Here is a 16,318-nt window from a genome sequence, read left to right on the forward strand (position 1 = left end):
GATGGTCTCCTGTGTCAGCGGCTTGCTTTCCGGTGTTTCCGACAGGAGAAACGCTATGTTGCGTTCGAGGTATGGGCAACAGGTTCGTTGCGTGTTGATGTTGTTTCCACAGGTCAAAGCCGGTAAATCGTTGCAGTGGGTCTGGATTTAATGCAACGTTTTCCGGCTGGATGTTGCAATGGAATGAAGGTGAACGCGACGCGTGACAGGACATCACGACGAGACGGGGGCGGCCTATGACGGGGTCGTCGAGCTGTATGCGGCGATGTTCGCCAACCGGCTGGAGGAGCACCCGTTCGCCCGGGCCGTGATCGGCACCTTCGCCGAGCTGGTGCGCGGGACGGGATCGGGCAACCTGCGGGTGGCCGACGTCGGGTGCGGGCCCGGGCACCTGACGGCCATGCTGGGCGAACTGGGCCTGGACGCCTCCGGGTTCGACCTCTCCCCCGGCATGGTCGACCACGCCCGGCGGGCCCATCCCGAGCTGCGGTTCGACGAGGCGCGGATGGAGGCGCTGCCGGTCGGCGACGGGGCGCTGGGCGGCGTACTGGCCCACTACTCGATGATCCACACCCCGCCGGGGGAACTGCCCGCGCTGCTCGCCGAACAGGTGCGCGTCCTGGCGCCGGGGGGCCTGCTCCTGGTCTCGTTCTTCGGGACGGACGGGCCGGAGCCGGTCCGCTTCGACCACAAGGTGACGCCCGCCTACAGCTGGCCGGTGGACCGCTTCGCCGCGCTGCTGGCCGGGGCCGGGCTCGTCACCGTCGCCCGGCTGGTCCACGACCCGGCCACCGAACGGGGCTTCCTCGACGCCCACTTGCTGGCCAGGCGCCCCGAGGGGGCGGGTCAGTCGCAGGACTCCGCGAGGTAGGTCGCCGCCAGGGCGCCCGCGCGGGTGAACCAGTCGTGGATCACCGCCACTTCCTCGGGGCTGTACTGGGAGAAGAGTTCCCCGAGGAGTACGTAGTACGGCTCGTACACGTCGCGGACGCGCTGCGCGGCCTCGGGGACGGCGACCACGCGCACCCGTCGCCCGTCGGCGGGATCGGGCTGCCGGGTCACGAACCCGCCGCGCTCCAGCCGGTTGACGATGCCGGTCACCGCGCCGGTGGTGACGTGCGCACGGGCGGCGAGGTCGCCGGCGGTGACGGGGGTGTCCCCGGCCTGGAGGACGTACGCGAAGCAGATCAGGTCCGTCGGACCCAGCCCCAGGTTCTTCGCGAACTCCTGCTGGGCGACCATGCTCGTCGCGATCAGGTCGTCCATCGCGCCGATCGCCGCCGGGACGGAGGCGGCGGGGCGGGGCGTGCCCTCCATTGAAAATCCCTTAGCGCCTAAGATAAATTGCTCACTGACTAAGACATCATAAGTCGGAGAGGGCTGACGCATGAGCGGGCACGGGTACGACGAGGGGCACACGGTCGCCGGATGGGCGGGAACGGCCGTCGCCGCCGTGGGAGCCGCGGTGGTGGGTCTGGGCGTGTGCGGCTGGACGCCGGGGATATGGATCGGGACCGGCGTCCTCGCGGCGGCCGGCGTGCTGACGTGGGCCCTGCACCTGGCGGGCTGGGGCAAGGGGCCCGGGCCGCGCCCGAAGGCCCACTGGCCGATGGGGGCCCGCGACCACACCGTGCGCGAGGGACACCCCGAGTGCCTCGGGTGCCGGATGGCCGGACGGCGGCCCGCCGTAGCGGCCGTCCGGTCGCGCTAGCTGCGAACTGGGCTCCGCCCGGGCCGTCTTGCGCGGGGCGCAGGGGCGAGCCGCTCGGGTGGTTCCGGGCCGTGGATGCGAGGGGCGGTCGGCGGGGTGATCCATTCGGTCCTACGGTCAAACCCGTGCGGGTCTGCCCGGATCGCGCGAAGTGACTACGTAAGAGGTCGAACCACCCATGAGCCTGAGCATCCGCAACCAGATCGCCGGCACCGTCACCGCCATCACCACCGGTGAGGCCATGGCGACGGTCAAGGTTCGTCTCGAAGGCGGCCAGGACATCACCGCCGCCATCACCGCCGACGCCGTCAAGGAGCTGGGTCTGGCCGCCGGTTCCTCCGTGAAGGCCCTGGTCAAGGCCACTGAGGTGGCCCTGGCCACCGGGCCCGTCGAGGGGCTGTCCATCCGCAACCAGATCGCCGGCACCGTCGCCGAGGTCGCCACCGGTCCGGCCATGGCCTCCGTCAAGGTGGACGTGAACGGCGGCGGGCTGACCGCCGCGATCACCGCCGACGCCGTCGACGCCCTCGGGCTGGCCGCCGGCTCCTCCGTCGTCGCGCTGATCAAGGCGACCGAGGTCTCCCTCCAGACCGCGTAAGGCCCGCCGGGGGCGCGGCCGGGACCCTCACTCGATGTAGAGGCTCCGGCCGCGGCCGATGGCGGTCGTGCCGGGTGCGATCTCCTGCTTCACCTCGCCGTCGCAGTTCGGGCCGGACCACACCCACGCCGTTTCGTCCGTGAGGTTGGTGACCTTCGGCGGGGCGAAGTCGCCCAGCGGGTAGCAGCCCGACGGCTCCTCGTGCTCGGTCCCGTCGATGTAGAGCAAGCCCTCCGCCGCCTGCGCCGTGCCCGCCGGGGACGCCAGCGCCAGCAGCGCGGCCGCCGCGCACGCCCCCAGGGCCTTCCCCGCCCGTCGTGCCGTTCGCATCATCGTCCGTCCACCTCTTCCGACCCGACCGACCAGCTGTCGTCGCTGATGGTAGCGAGAGGTGGCTCTACGTGACGGCGTGTCCGGCATTCGGACCACGGAAACCAGCCACTCCGGGAAGGGTCGCGCTCGATGATTCACCGCGGGGTGCAGACGGGGCGTCAGTGCGCGATGACCTTGCATTTACGATGAGGTTTCTCGTATTCACCTGGCGAATGTGGGCCACCCCCACCGCAAGGAGTCCCTGCCATGCACGTCCTCGACCTGCTCCGGTCCGACGATCTCGGCCTCACCCTGCTCTGGGGCGAGGAAGCCCTTCTCGGCCAGGAGGTCAGCGGGGTCAGCGCCACCGACCTGGAAGACCCGGGCCGGTTCCTGGGCCCCGGCGAGATCGTGCTGAGCGGACTGGTGTGGTGGGCCGACGGCGACCTGGAGAAGGCGGACCGTTTCGTCTCCGCGCTCGCCGCCGCCGGGGCCACCGCCCTGCTGGCCGGCGAGGAGACCCACGGGCGGGTCCCCGAGGCACTCGTCGACGCCTGCCGGGCGCACCGGGTGCCGATCGTGGCCGTCCCGGCGCGGACCAGCTTCCGGGCCGTCACCGAGGCGGTGTACCTGCGGCATTGGGGGGACCCCAGTCGGCGCCCGACCCGGACCTTCGCCCTCCCCGCGAACGCGCGGGGCGAGCTGAGCCGGCTGCTGGAGGGCGGGGCCGGGCCCGGCGAACTGCTGGAGCGGGCCTGCGCGCACCTGGGCCGGCTGGACTGCTACCTGTTCACCGCGAGCGGGCGCACGGTGGCCCGTACGCCCTCCGCCCCGGAGATCCCCGCCCAGCGGGCGGCGTCCCCGTCCCGGGGCGGGCTCACGCTGCGCATCGACGCCGACGGCTCCCCCTACGACGCCTGGCAGCTCCACGTGCCCGACGCGGACGCGGCGCCGCCGCGCGTCCTGCACGAGATCGCCGAGGTACTGGCCCAGCACCGCGACGGGCACGCCCACCGGGAGACCGCCGCCGCCCGGGCCGCGGGGCGGGAACTGGCCGGGCTGCTGTCGGGGGACTGCGACCCCGCCGCCCTGGAGGAGGCCCTCACCGCCGCCGGGCTCCCCGCGCGGGGACCGTACCGGGTGCTGGTGGCCACCTCGGCCCCGGCGCTCGCCGAGGCGCTCGCACACCTGGAGGGGGCGTGCTGGGCGCTCGGCGAGGCGGCGCCCGGGGAGGCGGTGGCCGTCCTGTACGAGGACCCGCGCGAGGAGGCCGACCCGGTGGCCGGGCTGCGCGGGCTGTGGCCGCTGCTGCAGGTCTGCGGGGGCCCGGAGGCCGGCCTGCGCCTCGGCGCGGGCGCGCCGGCGGCCGGGCCCGAGGAGCTGCGGGCCTCCCTGGCCCAGGCCCGCTTCGCGCTGACCGCGACGGACGCGGCGGCCCCGGTGCGGGGGGTCGAGCAGCTGGACACCCTGGGCGGGCTGATGGCGGGGGTCCCCGAGGAGGTCCGGGAGGTGTTCGCGGCACGGGTGCTGGGGGCGCTCGGGGACGGGATGCTACGGGAGACCCTGGAGGTCTTCCTGGCCAACAACTGCTCCTGGGCCCGGACCGCGCAGGCGCTCCACCTGCACGTCAACACCGTGCACTACCGGATGGAGCGGGTGCAGGTCCTGACGGGCCGTGACCTGTCCCGCCTGGACCACAAGCTGGACCTGTACGCGGCGCTGCGCTGCGGCTGAGCCGCCGCCGAGCCGGGCCCCTACGGGGTGTTGGGCGCCTGGGGCACGTCGACGTAGACCTCGGTCGACTTCACGCGGGCGGTGACGCTGACGCCGACGGCGATGCCGAGCTGCTCCACCGACTCCCGGGTCACCATGGAGACGATCCGGTGCGGACCCGACTGGATCTCCACCTGCGCCGCCACGTCGTCCACCCGCACCGCCGTGACGATCCCCGCGAAGGAGTTCCGCACCGAGGTGGCGGCGGCCCGGTCGGGCACCGGGTGCAGTCCGGCGGCGCGTTCCTTGGCGAAGGCGGCGAGCGCCGGGCCGTCGACGGCCCGGGTGCCGTCGGGGGCGCGCAGGGCGGGCAGCCGCCCGGATTCGGCCCAGCGGCGGACGGTCTCGGGACTCACGCGCAGCAGACCGGCGGCCTGACCGATGGAGTACGAGGGCACCCGCCCACCCTATCGGCGGGCCCGCGCCCACCGTCCGGCGCCGGAGCGCTCACGCCCCTTCCAGGTTGCGCGTCATGCGCTCCAGGACGCTGACGGCCGTCTCGTACTCCTCGCGGGATATGCCGGCCGTCGACAGCTCGCGGAAGGCGCCGACGCGCAGGCCGACTTCGGCGAGGCGGGCGCGGCCGTCGTCGGTGAGGGCGAGCCGGCCCGGCTGCGGACGGGACGCCCAGCCGCCGGCGAGGACCGCGTCGATGGCGGCGGTCAGGGCGGCGGCGTCGGCGTTGGCCGCGAGGACGGTCCGTACGGCCGTGTCGGTGGCCCCGGGGCCGTCCTCGACGACGTTGAGCACCTGCCAGGCGAGTCGGGTGAGGCCGGACTCGGCCAGCAGGGAGTTCATGGTGGCCGTGAGGGCCTGGTCGGTGCGGTTGAGCCAGTAGCCGATGGGCTTCATGGTGTTGCTCCTCGAAGTCGGCGGAGTCGGCCGAGCCGGCCGAGTCAGTGGGGACGGCTGTGGGCCGTGCGGGGCAGCAGGCGTATGAGGGCGCAGCAGGCGAGGACGGCGGCCGCGACGGCGAAGAGGCTGTGGGCGGTGGCGGTCTCGCTGCCGCCCCGGGTGTGGAAGTAGAGGGTGGTCACGGTGGCGGCGCCGATGCTGTTGGCGAGCTGCGCGACGGCGGACAGCGAACCGCTCGCGCTGCCGGACTCCTGCGGGCCGACTCCGCCGAGGGTGACCTCGTAGACGGTGCCGAAGCAGGTGCCCAGGCCGAGGCCGGTGAGCAGTAGCGGTGCGGCGAGCGTCCAGGCCGTCGGGCTGCCGAAGCGCACCAGGGCGAACAGGGCGAGGGTGCCGGCCAGGGTGAGCAGCAGGCCGGTGAGGATCAGGGTCCGGCCGAGGCGGGCCATGAGCCGGTGTGCGGCGATCGAGGCGGCGATGATGCCGGCGGCGATGGGGGTGAGGGCGAGCGAGGCCTGGGCCGGGGAGCGGTGCAGCCCGTCCTGGAGGTACAGCGACAGGACGAGGAGCAGGCCGGCGACCGCCGCGTAGAAGACGAGCCCGAGCACCAGCCCGGCGGTGAAGGAGCGTTCGCGCAGCAGCGAGGGCTTGATCAGCGGGCTCGCGGCGGTGCTCTGGCGCCGGCAGAACAGGGCGAAGGACACGGCCCCGGCGGCCAGGCAGAGGAGCGGGACGGGGCCCCAGCCGTGCCCGGAGCCGTCGATCAGGCCGTAGAGCAGGCCGAGCATGGCGGTGGCGAGCAGCACGGAGCCGATGCCGTCGACGGTGACCGTACGGTCTCCGCCGTCGCGTGGCAGGAGCCGGACGGCCAGGACGACGGCGAGTCCGCCGAGCCCGATGTTGATCAGGAACATGGACCGCCAGCCGAAGTCCTCGATCAGGAACCCGGCGAGGACCGGGCCGCCGATGGCGGACAGTCCGAGACAGGGGGCGAAAACGCCGAAGGCCTTGCCGATCTCCCGGCGCGGGAACACCGCACCGAGGATGCCGAAGCCCTGCGGGATGACGAGGGCGCCGAAGGCCCCCTGCAGGAGGCGGAACGCGATGACGGAGGCGGGGCCGAAGGCCAGCCCGCAGGCGGCGGAGGCCAGGGTGAAGCCGGTCAGGCCGATGAGGAAGAGGCGGCGGCGCCCGTACTTGTCGCCGAGCCGGCCGCCGACCACCAGCAGCACGCCCATGGCCAGGGCGTAGGAGGCCCCGAGCCACTGGACGAGGCCGTTCCCGCCGTTCAGGTCGGAGGCGATGGCCGGGGCGGCGATGTTGGTGATCGTCGCGTCGAGGAGGTCGAGGACGGAGGCGAAGAGGACGACGGCGAGGACGGCCCACCGGCGGCGGTAGACGGCCGGATCGGCCGGATCGGCCGGGGCGGCCGGGAGCTCGGTGGCAGCGGGGACAGGAGTGGCAGAAGTGGCAGGGGTGGCGGGGGTGGCGGGGGTGGACATGGGTCCTGGGTCCCTCGGGTGGAGTGGCCGGGCGGTGTCAGTGCCCGGTGAAGGCGGGGGCGTTCTCGGTGGCCCACTGCGCGTAGGTGCGGGCGGGGCGGCCGAGAAGGGTTTCGGTGGTGTCGGCCACGGCGGCCGGACCATGGCTCGCGGCGGCCCACAGGTCGAGCAGCGAGGTGACCATCTGCGCGGGCATGAAGGAGGACATCTGCTCCTCGGCGGCCTCGCGGGATATGTGCTCGACCGGGATCTCCCGGCCGATGGCGCCGGAGAGGACGGCCAGCTGCGCGCGGAAGGTGAGCGACTCGGGGCCGGTCAGGGTGACGGAGCGGCCCCGGAGGGAGTCGCCGGTCAGGGCCTCGAAGGCGATGTCGGCGATGTCCTCGGGGTGGATGGGCGCGATGTGCGCGTCCGGGTAGGCGAGCTGGACCGGCATCGACCGGCCGATGGGGTACGCCCAGCCGAAGGAGTTGCTGGCGAAGGCGTCCGGGCGCAGGAAGGTGCAGGTCAGCGAGGAGTCGGCGAGGGCGCGCTCGACCTTGAGGCTGTGGCCGGCGAGCGGGTCGGTCTCGGCGTCCGGGCCGAGGACCGAGGACGAGGAGAGGAGCACCACGTGCTGCACACCGGCGGCTTCGGCCGCCTTGATCAGTTCCTGGATGCCGGCGGGCTCGGGGTAGAGGAAGACCTGGCGTACGCCTTCGAGCGCGGCGGCGAAGGTCTCGGGGCGGTCGAGGGCCAGCTCGAAGGTCTCGACGCCGGCGGGGACGGTCAGTTCGGCCGGGCGGGCGCTGGCGGCGCGCACGGCGTGCCCGGCGGAGTGCAGGCGGGCGATGACGCCCTGGCCGACCTTGCCGCGGGCACCGGTGATGAGAGTGGTCATGGGAGGAGCTCCGTTCGCAGTCCATCGATTTCGTTGACTGAAGACATATGCATGCTGACACGCACACGTTTTCATGTCAACACATGTCTGCGGAGACTCATGTAGATACGATGGGGCCCATGACGAAGCACGAGGAGGAAACGGCCGTCGAGGCCGCCGTGGCCGAAGAGCTGCTGAACGCCGTGGGCCCCGCCTTCGGGAAGCTGCGGCGCTCCTCGCTCCTGGAGGTCGAGAACCCGATCTCGCAGAAGGACCTCGGCCGCACCCTGGTCCTCAATGTCGTCCTGGAGATCGCACAGGACGACACCCGTGAGGTCACCGTCGGCGCCGTGGGCTCCCACCTGGGCGTCGACCCCTCGGTGGCCAGCCGCATGGTCTCCGACTGCATCTCCGCCGGCTACCTCGTGCGCGCCGCCTCCCAGCGCGACGGCCGCCGTACCGTCCTGCACCTCAGCCCCGAGGGCGAGGAGCTGATGGCCCGCTTCCGCCGCCACCAGCGCTCGGCGTACGAGTACATCACCGCCGACTGGAGCGAGCGCGACCGGCTGGAACTCGCCCGCCTGATGGTCAAGTACGTCGCCTCCCAGGAGGCCCTGCGCGGCGCGTAGGGCCTGTGGCCGCCGGGCCGAACGCTCACCGGGCACCCGCCGCGCCCTGGAGGGAGGCGACGTAGCGGGAGGTGAACAGCATCGGGAGGACGAAGCCGGCGGCCTGGACGGCCGTGGCGGCCGTGGAGTGGCCCTGCCCGGCCTGGGCGAGGAGCGCGAGGGCGCCGGCGGTCAGGGCGAAGGCGGCCGTCCAGACGCCGGTGATCACCGTGTTGGCCCGGACGAAGGGGCGCAGCCCCCAGACCTCGCGGGGGGTGGTGCGCTTGGCGATGCCGAGGGTGAACGGCTTGCGGATCAGCAGCGAGACCGCGGCGATCAGGGCCAGGACGGCCGAGGACAGCGCCGCCGAGTAGCCGTGCACGGCCGACTGCGGGTCGGCGAAGGCGATGCAGGCCAGGGCCGCGAAGAAGACCGCCGAGCCGGTCTCGATGATCAGCGCGTCGAACCCGGCGCCCTCGCGGCGCTCCCGGAGGGCCACCGCGACGGCGGCCACCAGCGCGGCCGCCGCACCCCACTGCCACTGGGCGGACGGGACCACCGCGAAGACGATCCACGGAAGGAAGGTGCGCACGTACGACATCGAAGACCCCCGGTTGCTGCGGCTGACCCGCCTGACGTTCCTGTTCTGACATGTCGAAGATAGATGTTCCAGAACTGACATGTCAAGGATGGAATGTAAGGTGGTGGGTATGAGCCTTCGACACGCCCTCCTCGGACTCCTCTCCGAGCGCCCGGCCAGCGGCTACGACCTGCTGAAGCGCTTCGAGACCTCGCTGGCCAACGTCTGGCCGGCCACCCAGAGCCAGATGTACGGCGAGCTGTCCAAACTGGCCGCCGCCGGGCTGATCAGCGTCTCGGCCGAGGGCCCGCGCGGCCGCAAGGAGTACACCCTCACCGACGAGGGCCTGACCGAACTGCGGCACTGGCTGACGGAGACCAAGCCGGCGCGCAACACCCGCAGCGACGTCCTCCTGAGGGTCTTCTTCCTCGGCGTCCTCACGCCCGAGCAGGCGAGCGGCTACCTGACCGGGCTGATGGAGCTGTCCGACCGGGAGTACGAGGCCCTGCGCGCGCTGGAGCAGTCGATCGACTGGGGCGAGGACCGCCTCTCGGTACACGGCCGCATCGCCCTGGAATACGGCCTCCGCTTCAACGAGATGCGCCGCGAATGGGCCCGCTGGGCGGCGACCCAGCTCTAAACCGTGCCTGGCCGGACCGCGTCCCCGGGGCCCGTCAGAGCTTGCCGGCCACCAGGACGACGCGGTGGCCGCCGAGGGCGCGGGCGAAGCGCTCCAGGAACGCGGGGCTGAACTCGGGCCAGTCCCAGAACTCGAAGCCCAGGTAGCCGAAGGCGTAGTAGTCGGCGTCCCACCCCCACGCGGCCAGGTCGCCGGCGCGCCCGCAGTCCGGGCAGGTCACGGCGGCCGCGCCGGCGGCGTGCCAGGCGTCGATGGCCTCCTCGAAGGGCTCCCAGGCCTCCTCGACGGTGTCCCACTCGTCGGTGACGAGGTCCACCCGGCCGGCGCAGTGCGGGCACACCGCGAACCGGGGCTCGCCCTGGCCGCCGTGGAAGACGGTCCGCCCCGTCTCGGTCTTCAGCCCGTCGGTGGGCTCCCAGTCCGCGTCGGCGACGGCCGCGGACCAGGAGGGGCCGGGCGGATGCCCCAGCGGGGCGCCGAGCACACAGGGGGTGAGCTCGGCCCGCACGATCCCCTCCCCGACGAGCCAGTCGAGTCCGGCGGCCGCCAGGGCCGGGGCGTCGGCGGCCGTGGCGTCGAGGTCGACGACGGTCTGGAAGTGGCTTCCCATGAGGACGACGGTAGACGCCGGAGGGCCGGACCGCCGACGCGGTCCGGCCCTCCGGGGCGGCTGAGGGGCCTGGTGTCACTTCATGCCGACGGCGTACCGGTACGAGAAGTGGACGATCTTCCAGACCGTCTCCAGCTCCGCATAGCTCCTGGGCCCGTAGACGAGCGTCACCGCCTGGACCGGGTGGTGCACGCCCCAGCCCGCCTCGATGACGGCCTCCTCCGCCTCCTTCGGGAGGGTGAGGTGGAGCGAACCGTCGTGGTGGGGGTGGATGTGGGCCCACTCCCTACCGCGCTGGAAGGCCTCGGCGGGGCCCGTCCCGACGCCCTCGGGCAGGAAGAGCGCCCGGGCGTGCGGCACCGAGACGAGCGTGGGAGCCATGTACACGTACGGCAGCGCGCGCATCCGCCCCCACAGCTCCTCCTGCAGCATGATCGGGGAGATCTGCGAGCCCTGGCCGTGCGGGGCCGGCCCGAAGACCTTCGGGGCTGCGCCCTCGCGGGGAGTCAGGGTGAGCATGGCGGTGTTCCTTTCCGGCCGGTGACCCGGCTACAGCGTGAAGGGCTACGGAGCTGCGGCGCGGCTGCGTCAGGCGCTCGCCTTGGCAGCGAGCTGCCCCAGGACGTCGAGGAGCCCGGTGGCGACCTCTTCGTCGTCGGCGGGGTGGGTCTCGGCGAAACGGGTGACGGAGCCGGGAACGGAGAGCCGGGCCTCTTCGAGGACGGCACCGCCGGCGACACCGGCCGACTTCCGGGCCTCGTCCTGGGCCCACACGCCGCCGTAGCTGCCGAAGGCGGTGCCGATGACGGCGACCGGCTTGCCGGTGATCGCGCCGGTCCCGTACGGGCGGGACAGCCAGTCGATCGCGTTCTTCAGCACGGCGGGGATGGTGCCGTTGTACTCGGGCGACACGAGCAGGAGGGCGTCCGCCCGGGACACCGCCTCCCGCAGCGCCGTCGCCGCCTCGGGGACGGAACCCTCGACGTCGATGTCCTCGTTGTAGAAGGGGATTTCGGCGAGGCCCGCGTGGATCTCGACGTCGACGTGCCCGGGGGCGTGCTTGACGGCCGCTTCGGCCAGCTGGCGGTTGTGCGAGCCGGCCCGGAGGCTGCCGACGAGGGCGAGGACGCGCACGGTCATGATCGGACTCCTTGGTGAGAGACGCCGGAGGGCGAAGGCCGCGGCGGACACCGCGATCCCGGTCCCGACGCTAGGCGCGACCACCGGACTCCCCGTAGAGCCTCACTTGAGCGCGCCCCCGACCCCTCCCCCGCGCCCCGGCTCCGCCTGGGCCTCGGCCTCGGCGATCGGGGCGGCGGGCGACCGGCCGGAGCGCCAGGCCGTGTTGGGCGGGAACCTGCCCGCCAGGTCGACGTTCCACCGCAAGCTGCGTGGTGTCGGGCTGATGAACGAGCGCCGCCTGGTCGAGGCGGGACGCGCGGCGCGGGCTCGCCCGCCGGGGCGTGATCGTGCTGAACGGGACACGCCCCGACCACCGCGAGTGGGCCTCGGCCCTCGGCCTGCCCGTGCTTCCACCGCGCACGTGGACGAGCGTCCGGCTCGCTCCCGCGTCCGAGGACGACGGCAGCCCCGTGATCGTGCTCGACGGCACCGCATGGCGCGTGGCCCGCCCGGATGACGCCGAGACCCCGCTGCCCGGCATCGTCCTCGGCTGAGCGGAGCCCTACCGGGACCACAGGAGTCGTCCCCCGATCACGCCCTGCGCCAGGCGCCGAGCAGTTCCTCGGGTCCGTACGCCGCCTGGAGGCCGGAACAAGTGGTCCCGTTGCGCGAGACCGCCACGAGCGGTACGGGCTCGTCGGTGATGGCTGCCCGGTGCTTCTGGAGGGCGGCCAGGTCGTGGTTGTCGAACGCGGAGTTCTCCAGCCACTTGACCGAACCGAGGAAGAGCAGTTCCTTGGCCACCGGCTGCCGGTCGGCGCCGACCAGGTCGATTTCGACGTCGTTGCTGCGGGTCCAGTATCCGCCGATCGCGGGGGCGGCGGGCAGGTGCCCGTCCGGCAGGAGCCTGGCGAGGGATTCCCGGACGAGAGGTTCGACCGCGCGCCCCCGCCAGCTCGTCCACCGCTCCTTGATCCGGCTCAGCGTGAGATCCCCCCGCATCCGCTCGATCCAGGGCAGCAGCACCGGAACCGTCCCGGCGCAGAGCCAAGCGTGGCGCATGCGCCGGCGGCTCGGATGACGAACGGGAGCGGTTCCTCCCGTGGGGACTGCGTTTCGCGGGCGGTGTTGCGCGAACCCTGAACCAGGGCACACGCCGAAGAGCCGGACCGCAATCAGCGGTCCGGCTCTTCGTTTCGCCTGTTCAGGCGGCTGCGGAGGATACGAGATTCGAGCTCGTGAGGGGTTGCCCCCAACACGCTTTCCAATTCTCCCGAACACCGTCCGCCAGCGTTCGCACCCGTCCTGACCTGCGGCGGAGTGAATCGCTGAGAAGCGGCTGAACCCGGCCGGACGGGGGTGAACGAGACCAGAACTGAGACCAGGCGACCGCTCGGGCACGGGTCGTCGAGGTGCGTTTCGACGTGCTCGTCCATGCCGCCGGCACCGGGCACATGGGGCGCCAGGCAGGCTGGAGGGCGCGCACTGTCAGTACCGAAACGGACGGGTCCCCGTCAGTGACCATGCCCGCGCGAACCGGCCGGCGCGCACTGTCAGAAGGTCGGCTCCGCCGACGAAGGCACCATCCGCCTTGTTCTCGGCTGTCCAGAGGACTGCCACGTGACCCCTCGCGGGGTCGGCAACGGCCTGTCGGTGAATCGTGAAGGCGGGCCGGATTCCGGGCGCGGCCTGCCGCTCTACCAGCTCGGCCAGCTCGGAGGGGCCGTGTGCGTCACCGGCGGGGTCGGCCCCCGAGAACAGGGCGAACCCGTCCGTCACCAGGTCCTCGGCCAGCTCGGTCCGGCCGTTGCGAAGCCGCATCCAGCGGTGGCACAGGTCTTCGAGCGTGGCAGCGTCGGTCCCTTCGGCCGCCTCGGGCCCCGGGTCGGGCTGTCCGCAGTGCCGCTCCGCCACGAACGTCCAGTTCTCCCGGACACGGTCGCCCTCGAGAACGTTGACGTCGATGCCGGTCAGCACCTGACCGTCGGCCTTCCGCACGTCCCACAGGTAGGCGAACCGGTCACCGGCGTCGACCAACACTCGCGGGCTGAAGACGTTCGCAGTTCGCGCGCGGTACGCGGTGACGAACCGTTCCTGCTCCTGCGGGCCGACTACCGCGTCCAGGCCGGCCGTGCGCCCCGACCACTGCACGCAGTCGTCGGACATCAGCTCGTACGCCAGTGACGGGTCATCGTTCCACATCCGGCACCACGTGATCATGCGCTTCTCGTTGTCCATGACCACAGCATCACAACCACTCGCGACACCGTCCTGTCGGTGTTTCAGATCACTGGGCGAACGGCTCGGCGTCCAGGCGCCTCAGCTCGGCCTGCCAGTGCGGCTCCCGGGACACGATGCGAGCGTCGGACAGCTCCAGCGAGGTGATCCGGTCCAACTGGAAGCCCCGGACCGCCGAGCGCAGCCGGCACCACGCCGCCAGATACCAGCCGGTCGTCCCCCAGAGCAGCCCCAGCGGCTCGACGTCACGCGTCGTCACCGCGCCGACCCGGTCGGCATAGGTGAGGCGCAGGACCCTCCCGGCGACCGTCGCCTCGACGATGGCCTCGCTCAGTGCGTCGCTCCCGCCGGGCGCGTGGTCCCCGACCTGGTACACCAGCCCCGCGAGCGCTTCCTCCCGCTGTCGCACGTCGGCAGGCAGCACCGCCAGTATCTTCCGGCCGGCCCTGTGCGCGGCTGCCGCGAACGGTGTGGAGGCCGCTGTCCGGAGCGCAACACTGATGGCGAGGGCCTCAGCGGGGCTGAGCGTCACGGGCGGCAGCGTACGGTCCCGGTCCAGGCTGTAGCCCCCGGCCCGACCGGCCACACTGCGGATCGGCAGGCCCGACTGCCTCAACGCTTCAAGATCCCGCTCAACGGTACGCACGCTGACCTCGAACCGCCGTGCCAGCCACGAAGCACTGCGTGGCCGCGGAGCCACCGCTCGAAGCTCCTCGACGAGTGCATACAAGCGATCGGTGCGGTTCACGGCCCTAGCCTATGCGGCCAACTCCGGACGCCCTTCGGAGGGTTGATCACGCTCCCAGGCCGACGGCGCTCACGGCCCGCCCATGGTGACGTTCGGCTGCGCGGCGGTCGCGGCCCTCCTGACGTCCGGGTGGAGCATCCTCCAAAGTCGTTGGTCTCATACCGGGCCGCCAGTAGCCATCAGGGCTGTATCCCGTGCCCGTACCTCAGGCCGGCGAGACCGCGCTGGCAGCCAGCCGCAAGCAGTGAGCTGTCGACTGAGGCCACGAGACGACGATGGCCCCGGCCGCAGAGCGGTCGGGGCCATCGTTTCGCCCTGGCGGGCGGAGGCGGAGGATACGAGATTCGAACTCGTGAGGGGTTGCCCCCAACACGCTTTCCAAGCGTGCGCCCTAGGCCTCTAGGCGAATCCTCCGCCGCAAACAATACAAGACGTTGAGGGGTGCTCGCGAACACGATCCGGATCGGGGGTCGGGGAGGGGGCGGCGGTCGGGGCGGGCTCGATTCCGGGGGGTTCCATCCGCTAGGGTGGGGCCCAGCCCCTCACGTGGCGCTATCTCACCCAACTCCCCCAGGGCCGGAAGGCAGCAAGGGTAAGTGGGCTCTGGCGGGTGCGTGAGGGGCGCTTTGCGTTCCGGGGGCGGCGGCGGGCAGCCGTTGTCGGTGGGCCCGGATAACCTCGTAGACGTGTCGTCCCTTGCGCTGTACCGCCGCTATCGCCCCGAGTCGTTCGCCGAGGTCATCGGGCAGGAGCATGTCACTGTCCCCCTGATGCAGGCCCTGCGGAACAACCGGGTCAACCACGCGTACCTGTTCAGCGGGCCGCGCGGGTGTGGGAAGACGACCAGCGCGCGCATCCTGGCCCGGTGCCTCAACTGTGAGCAGGGTCCCACTCCCGACCCCTGCGGTGAGTGCCAGTCCTGCCGCGACCTGGCCAGGAACGGGCCGGGGTCCATCGATGTGATCGAGATCGACGCCGCCTCGCACGGTGGTGTCGACGACGCCCGTGACCTGCGCGAGAAGGCCTTCTTCGGGCCCGCGTCCAGCCGCTACAAGATCTACATCATCGACGAGGCCCACATGGTCACCTCGGCGGGCTTCAACGCCCTGCTGAAGGTGGTCGAGGAGCCGCCGGAGCACCTCAAGTTCATCTTCGCGACCACCGAGCCCGAGAAGGTCATCGGGACCATCCGGTCGCGTACGCACCACTACCCCTTCCGGCTCGTACCGCCCGGGACCCTGCGCGACTACCTCGGCGAGGTGTGCGGCCGCGAGGGGGCCCACGTCGAGGACGGGGTGCTGCCGCTCGTCGTGCGCGCTGGCGCCGGGTCCGTGCGTGACTCCATGTCCGTCATGGACCAGCTCCTCGCCGGCGCAGGCGAGGAGGGTGTGACGTATGCCATGGCCACCTCTCTGCTCGGGTATACGGAGGGGTCGCTGCTCGACTCCGTCGTGGACGCCTTCGCCGCCGGGGACGGGGCCGCCGCCTTCGAGGTCGTCGACCGGGTGGTCGAGGGCGGGAACGACCCGCGCCGATTCGTCGCCGACCTGCTGGAGCGGCTGCGCGACCTGGTGATCCTGGCCGCCGTGCCCGACGCCGGGGAGAAGGGGCTCATCGACGCCCCCGCCGACGTGGTGGAGCGGATGCAGGCCCAGGCGTCGGTGTTCGGCGCCGCCGAGCTCAGCCGCGCCGCCGACCTGGTCAACGCCGGGCTGACGGAGATGCGCGGAGCCACCTCGCCCCGGCTCCAGCTGGAGCTGATCTGCGCCCGGGTACTGCTCCCGGCCGCCTTCGACGACGAGCGCTCCTTCCAGGCCCGGCTCGACCGGCTGGAGCGGAGCGGCCCGCCCGCCGGTGCCGCCTTCGCGGCCGCGCCCGCCGCGCCGCCCGCCATGGGATACGTGCCCGGGCCCGACGCGCACGGCATGGCCCCGGCCGGACCGGGCGGAGGGGTGGCCGCCGCGCGTGCCGCCGTACGGGGGCCCGTGGAGGAGTCCGTTCCGGCTCCGGCTCCCGCCGCTGCGCCTGCTGCTGTTCCGGCTCCGGTTTCCGGTCCGGCCCCCGCGCCCGTACAGGCCCCGGCCGCGCCCGCGCAGGAGCCCGGGGCTAGTGCGCCTACACAGCATGGAGGAGGACGCCGGTTCGAATCCGGCCGCCCCGCC

General features: G+C 72.5%; 20 protein-coding genes, 1 tRNA gene, 1 other RNA gene and 2 pseudogenes. 9 read left to right on the plus strand and 15 right to left on the minus strand.

Annotated elements, in window-relative coordinates; genetic code table 11:
* Nucleotides 1-202 precede the first annotated feature (202 nt).
* Entirely contained in the window at nt 203-871 is a 669-nt protein-coding gene (locus AB0F18_RS00800) for a class I SAM-dependent methyltransferase (RefSeq protein ID WP_362053055.1), read from the plus strand.
* Here AB0F18_RS00800 and AB0F18_RS00805 read toward each other — a convergent pair.
* Nucleotides 847-1,317 carry a MarR family transcriptional regulator gene (locus AB0F18_RS00805; RefSeq protein WP_362053058.1) on the minus strand — a complete coding sequence of 157 codons (471 nt, stop codon included), beginning with the start codon at nt 1,315-1,317 and terminating at the stop codon, nt 847-849. The two genes, AB0F18_RS00800 and AB0F18_RS00805, sit on opposite strands and share 25 nt — an antisense overlap.
* Nucleotides 1,318-1,387: 70 nt before the next feature.
* On the opposite strand from AB0F18_RS00805, the gene AB0F18_RS00810 reads away from it, so the two are divergent.
* Both AB0F18_RS00810 and AB0F18_RS00815 read left to right on the plus strand, forming a co-directional pair.
* Nucleotides 1,388-1,711, plus strand: coding sequence for an HGxxPAAW family protein (locus AB0F18_RS00810; protein ID WP_362053061.1), 324 nt, complete (start codon nt 1,388-1,390; stop codon nt 1,709-1,711).
* Nucleotides 1,712-1,889: 178 nt separating this feature from the next.
* Nucleotides 1,890-2,309 (plus strand): TOBE domain-containing protein, encoded by a 420-nt coding sequence (locus tag AB0F18_RS00815; RefSeq protein WP_362053064.1) that lies wholly within the window; start codon nt 1,890-1,892, stop codon nt 2,307-2,309.
* A 27-nt stretch (nt 2,310-2,336) separates the two neighbouring features.
* On the opposite strand, the gene AB0F18_RS00820 is transcribed toward AB0F18_RS00815, so the two are convergent.
* A complete protein-coding gene (locus AB0F18_RS00820; protein ID WP_362053067.1) occupies nt 2,337-2,639 on the minus strand; it encodes a hypothetical protein in 303 nt (100 codons plus the stop codon).
* A gap of 249 nt (nt 2,640-2,888) precedes the next feature.
* Here AB0F18_RS00820 and AB0F18_RS00825 point away from each other — a divergent pair, with 249 nt between their 5' ends.
* A complete protein-coding gene (locus AB0F18_RS00825) occupies nt 2,889-4,355 on the plus strand; it encodes a helix-turn-helix domain-containing protein (RefSeq protein WP_362053070.1) in 1,467 nt (488 codons plus the stop codon).
* A gap of 20 nt (nt 4,356-4,375) precedes the next feature.
* On the opposite strand, the gene AB0F18_RS00830 is transcribed toward AB0F18_RS00825, so the two are convergent.
* From AB0F18_RS00830 to AB0F18_RS00845, 4 genes are read right to left on the minus strand one after another with little or no spacing between them, the layout of a single operon-like run.
* Nucleotides 4,376-4,792 carry a TOBE domain-containing protein gene (locus tag AB0F18_RS00830; protein WP_362053073.1) on the minus strand — a complete coding sequence of 139 codons (417 nt, stop codon included), beginning with the start codon at nt 4,790-4,792 and terminating at the stop codon, nt 4,376-4,378.
* Between the two features lie 49 nt (nt 4,793-4,841).
* Nucleotides 4,842-5,246, minus strand: coding sequence for a MarR family transcriptional regulator (locus AB0F18_RS00835; RefSeq protein ID WP_362053076.1), 405 nt, complete (start codon nt 5,244-5,246; stop codon nt 4,842-4,844).
* 44 nt (nt 5,247-5,290) lie between these two features.
* Entirely contained in the window at nt 5,291-6,751 is a 1,461-nt protein-coding gene (locus AB0F18_RS00840; RefSeq protein WP_362053079.1) for an MFS transporter, read from the minus strand.
* Nucleotides 6,752-6,788: 37 nt separating this feature from the next.
* Entirely contained in the window at nt 6,789-7,631 is an 843-nt protein-coding gene (locus AB0F18_RS00845; protein ID WP_362053082.1) for an NAD(P)H-binding protein, read from the minus strand.
* A 119-nt stretch (nt 7,632-7,750) separates the two neighbouring features.
* Between AB0F18_RS00845 and AB0F18_RS00850 the strand changes: the two genes are divergently transcribed.
* Complete coding sequence (locus AB0F18_RS00850; protein ID WP_362053085.1) at nt 7,751-8,239, plus strand: MarR family winged helix-turn-helix transcriptional regulator; 489 nt, start codon at nt 7,751-7,753, stop codon at nt 8,237-8,239.
* A gap of 25 nt (nt 8,240-8,264) precedes the next feature.
* On the opposite strand, the gene AB0F18_RS00855 is transcribed toward AB0F18_RS00850, so the two are convergent.
* Entirely contained in the window at nt 8,265-8,819 is a 555-nt protein-coding gene (locus tag AB0F18_RS00855) for a hypothetical protein (protein ID WP_362053088.1), read from the minus strand.
* 109 nt (nt 8,820-8,928) lie between these two features.
* Between AB0F18_RS00855 and AB0F18_RS00860 the strand changes: the two genes are divergently transcribed.
* The gene (locus AB0F18_RS00860) at nt 8,929-9,438 is read left to right on the plus strand and encodes a PadR family transcriptional regulator (protein WP_362053091.1); all 510 of its coding nucleotides are present in this window, start codon (nt 8,929-8,931) and stop codon (nt 9,436-9,438) included.
* Nucleotides 9,439-9,472: 34 nt separating this feature from the next.
* On the opposite strand, the gene AB0F18_RS00865 is transcribed toward AB0F18_RS00860, so the two are convergent.
* From AB0F18_RS00865 to AB0F18_RS00880, 4 genes are all read right to left on the minus strand, one after another.
* Nucleotides 9,473-10,048 carry a hypothetical protein gene (locus AB0F18_RS00865; protein ID WP_362053094.1) on the minus strand — a complete coding sequence of 192 codons (576 nt, stop codon included), beginning with the start codon at nt 10,046-10,048 and terminating at the stop codon, nt 9,473-9,475.
* Nucleotides 10,049-10,123: 75 nt separating this feature from the next.
* On the minus strand, nt 10,124-10,567 hold the full coding sequence (locus tag AB0F18_RS00870; RefSeq protein WP_362053097.1) for a luciferase family protein: 444 nt from the start codon (nt 10,565-10,567) through the stop codon (nt 10,124-10,126).
* A 69-nt stretch (nt 10,568-10,636) separates the two neighbouring features.
* The gene (locus AB0F18_RS00875; protein WP_362053100.1) at nt 10,637-11,188 is read right to left on the minus strand and encodes an NADPH-dependent FMN reductase; all 552 of its coding nucleotides are present in this window, start codon (nt 11,186-11,188) and stop codon (nt 10,637-10,639) included.
* Between the two features lie 102 nt (nt 11,189-11,290).
* A complete protein-coding gene (locus AB0F18_RS00880) occupies nt 11,291-11,434 on the minus strand; it encodes a hypothetical protein (RefSeq protein WP_362053103.1) in 144 nt (47 codons plus the stop codon).
* 56 nt (nt 11,435-11,490) lie between these two features.
* Here AB0F18_RS00880 and AB0F18_RS00885 point away from each other — a divergent pair.
* A pseudogene (locus AB0F18_RS00885) lies at nt 11,491-11,724 on the plus strand (NaeI family type II restriction endonuclease); the annotation flags it as partial.
* 37 nt (nt 11,725-11,761) lie between these two features.
* Here the strand turns inward: AB0F18_RS00885 and AB0F18_RS00890 are convergent.
* From AB0F18_RS00890 to AB0F18_RS00905, 4 genes and pseudogenes are all read right to left on the minus strand, one after another.
* Nucleotides 11,762-12,181 (minus strand): annotated as a pseudogene (locus tag AB0F18_RS00890) (DUF234 domain-containing protein); the annotation flags it as partial.
* 477 nt (nt 12,182-12,658) lie between these two features.
* The gene (locus AB0F18_RS00895; RefSeq protein WP_362053106.1) at nt 12,659-13,408 is read right to left on the minus strand and encodes a hypothetical protein; all 750 of its coding nucleotides are present in this window, start codon (nt 13,406-13,408) and stop codon (nt 12,659-12,661) included.
* A 49-nt stretch (nt 13,409-13,457) separates the two neighbouring features.
* Nucleotides 13,458-14,156 carry a WYL domain-containing protein gene (locus AB0F18_RS00900; protein ID WP_362053109.1) on the minus strand — a complete coding sequence of 233 codons (699 nt, stop codon included), beginning with the start codon at nt 14,154-14,156 and terminating at the stop codon, nt 13,458-13,460.
* 329 nt (nt 14,157-14,485) lie between these two features.
* Nucleotides 14,486-14,570, minus strand: a tRNA-Ser gene (locus AB0F18_RS00905).
* Nucleotides 14,571-14,689: 119 nt separating this feature from the next.
* Between AB0F18_RS00905 and ffs the strand changes: the two genes are divergently transcribed.
* Together ffs and AB0F18_RS00915 are read left to right on the plus strand one after the other, a co-directional pair.
* An RNA gene (gene ffs / locus AB0F18_RS00910) (signal recognition particle sRNA small type) lies at nt 14,690-14,788 on the plus strand.
* A 54-nt stretch (nt 14,789-14,842) separates the two neighbouring features.
* On the plus strand, nt 14,843-16,318 hold a 1,476-nt coding region (locus AB0F18_RS00915; RefSeq protein ID WP_362053112.1), incomplete at its 3' end, for a DNA polymerase III subunit gamma and tau.

Source organism: Streptomyces sp. NPDC029216 (assembly GCF_040648015.1).
In the GTDB taxonomy this organism is placed as follows: Bacteria; Actinomycetota; Actinomycetes; order Streptomycetales; family Streptomycetaceae; genus Streptomyces.

Coding starts and splice junctions, on each gene's coding strand:
- AB0F18_RS00825 (WP_362053070.1), top strand. CDS start 2,889: ATGCACGTCCTCGACCTGCTCCGGTCCGACGATCTCGGCCTCACCCTG.
- AB0F18_RS00810 (WP_362053061.1), top strand. CDS start 1,388: ATGAGCGGGCACGGGTACGACGAGGGGCACACGGTCGCCGGATGGGCG.
- AB0F18_RS00865 (WP_362053094.1), bottom strand. CDS start 10,048: ATGGGAAGCCACTTCCAGACCGTCGTCGACCTCGACGCCACGGCCGCC.
- AB0F18_RS00840 (WP_362053079.1), bottom strand. CDS start 6,751: ATGTCCACCCCCGCCACCCCCGCCACCCCTGCCACTTCTGCCACTCCT.
- AB0F18_RS00820 (WP_362053067.1), bottom strand. CDS start 2,639: ATGCGAACGGCACGACGGGCGGGGAAGGCCCTGGGGGCGTGCGCGGCG.
- AB0F18_RS00875 (WP_362053100.1), bottom strand. CDS start 11,188: ATGACCGTGCGCGTCCTCGCCCTCGTCGGCAGCCTCCGGGCCGGCTCG.
- AB0F18_RS00855 (WP_362053088.1), bottom strand. CDS start 8,819: ATGTCGTACGTGCGCACCTTCCTTCCGTGGATCGTCTTCGCGGTGGTC.
- AB0F18_RS00835 (WP_362053076.1), bottom strand. CDS start 5,246: ATGAAGCCCATCGGCTACTGGCTCAACCGCACCGACCAGGCCCTCACG.
- AB0F18_RS00870 (WP_362053097.1), bottom strand. CDS start 10,567: ATGCTCACCCTGACTCCCCGCGAGGGCGCAGCCCCGAAGGTCTTCGGG.
- AB0F18_RS00805 (WP_362053058.1), bottom strand. CDS start 1,317: ATGGAGGGCACGCCCCGCCCCGCCGCCTCCGTCCCGGCGGCGATCGGC.
- AB0F18_RS00815 (WP_362053064.1), top strand. CDS start 1,890: ATGAGCCTGAGCATCCGCAACCAGATCGCCGGCACCGTCACCGCCATC.
- AB0F18_RS00895 (WP_362053106.1), bottom strand. CDS start 13,408: ATGGACAACGAGAAGCGCATGATCACGTGGTGCCGGATGTGGAACGAT.
- AB0F18_RS00860 (WP_362053091.1), top strand. CDS start 8,929: ATGAGCCTTCGACACGCCCTCCTCGGACTCCTCTCCGAGCGCCCGGCC.
- AB0F18_RS00850 (WP_362053085.1), top strand. CDS start 7,751: ATGACGAAGCACGAGGAGGAAACGGCCGTCGAGGCCGCCGTGGCCGAA.
- AB0F18_RS00845 (WP_362053082.1), bottom strand. CDS start 7,631: ATGACCACTCTCATCACCGGTGCCCGCGGCAAGGTCGGCCAGGGCGTC.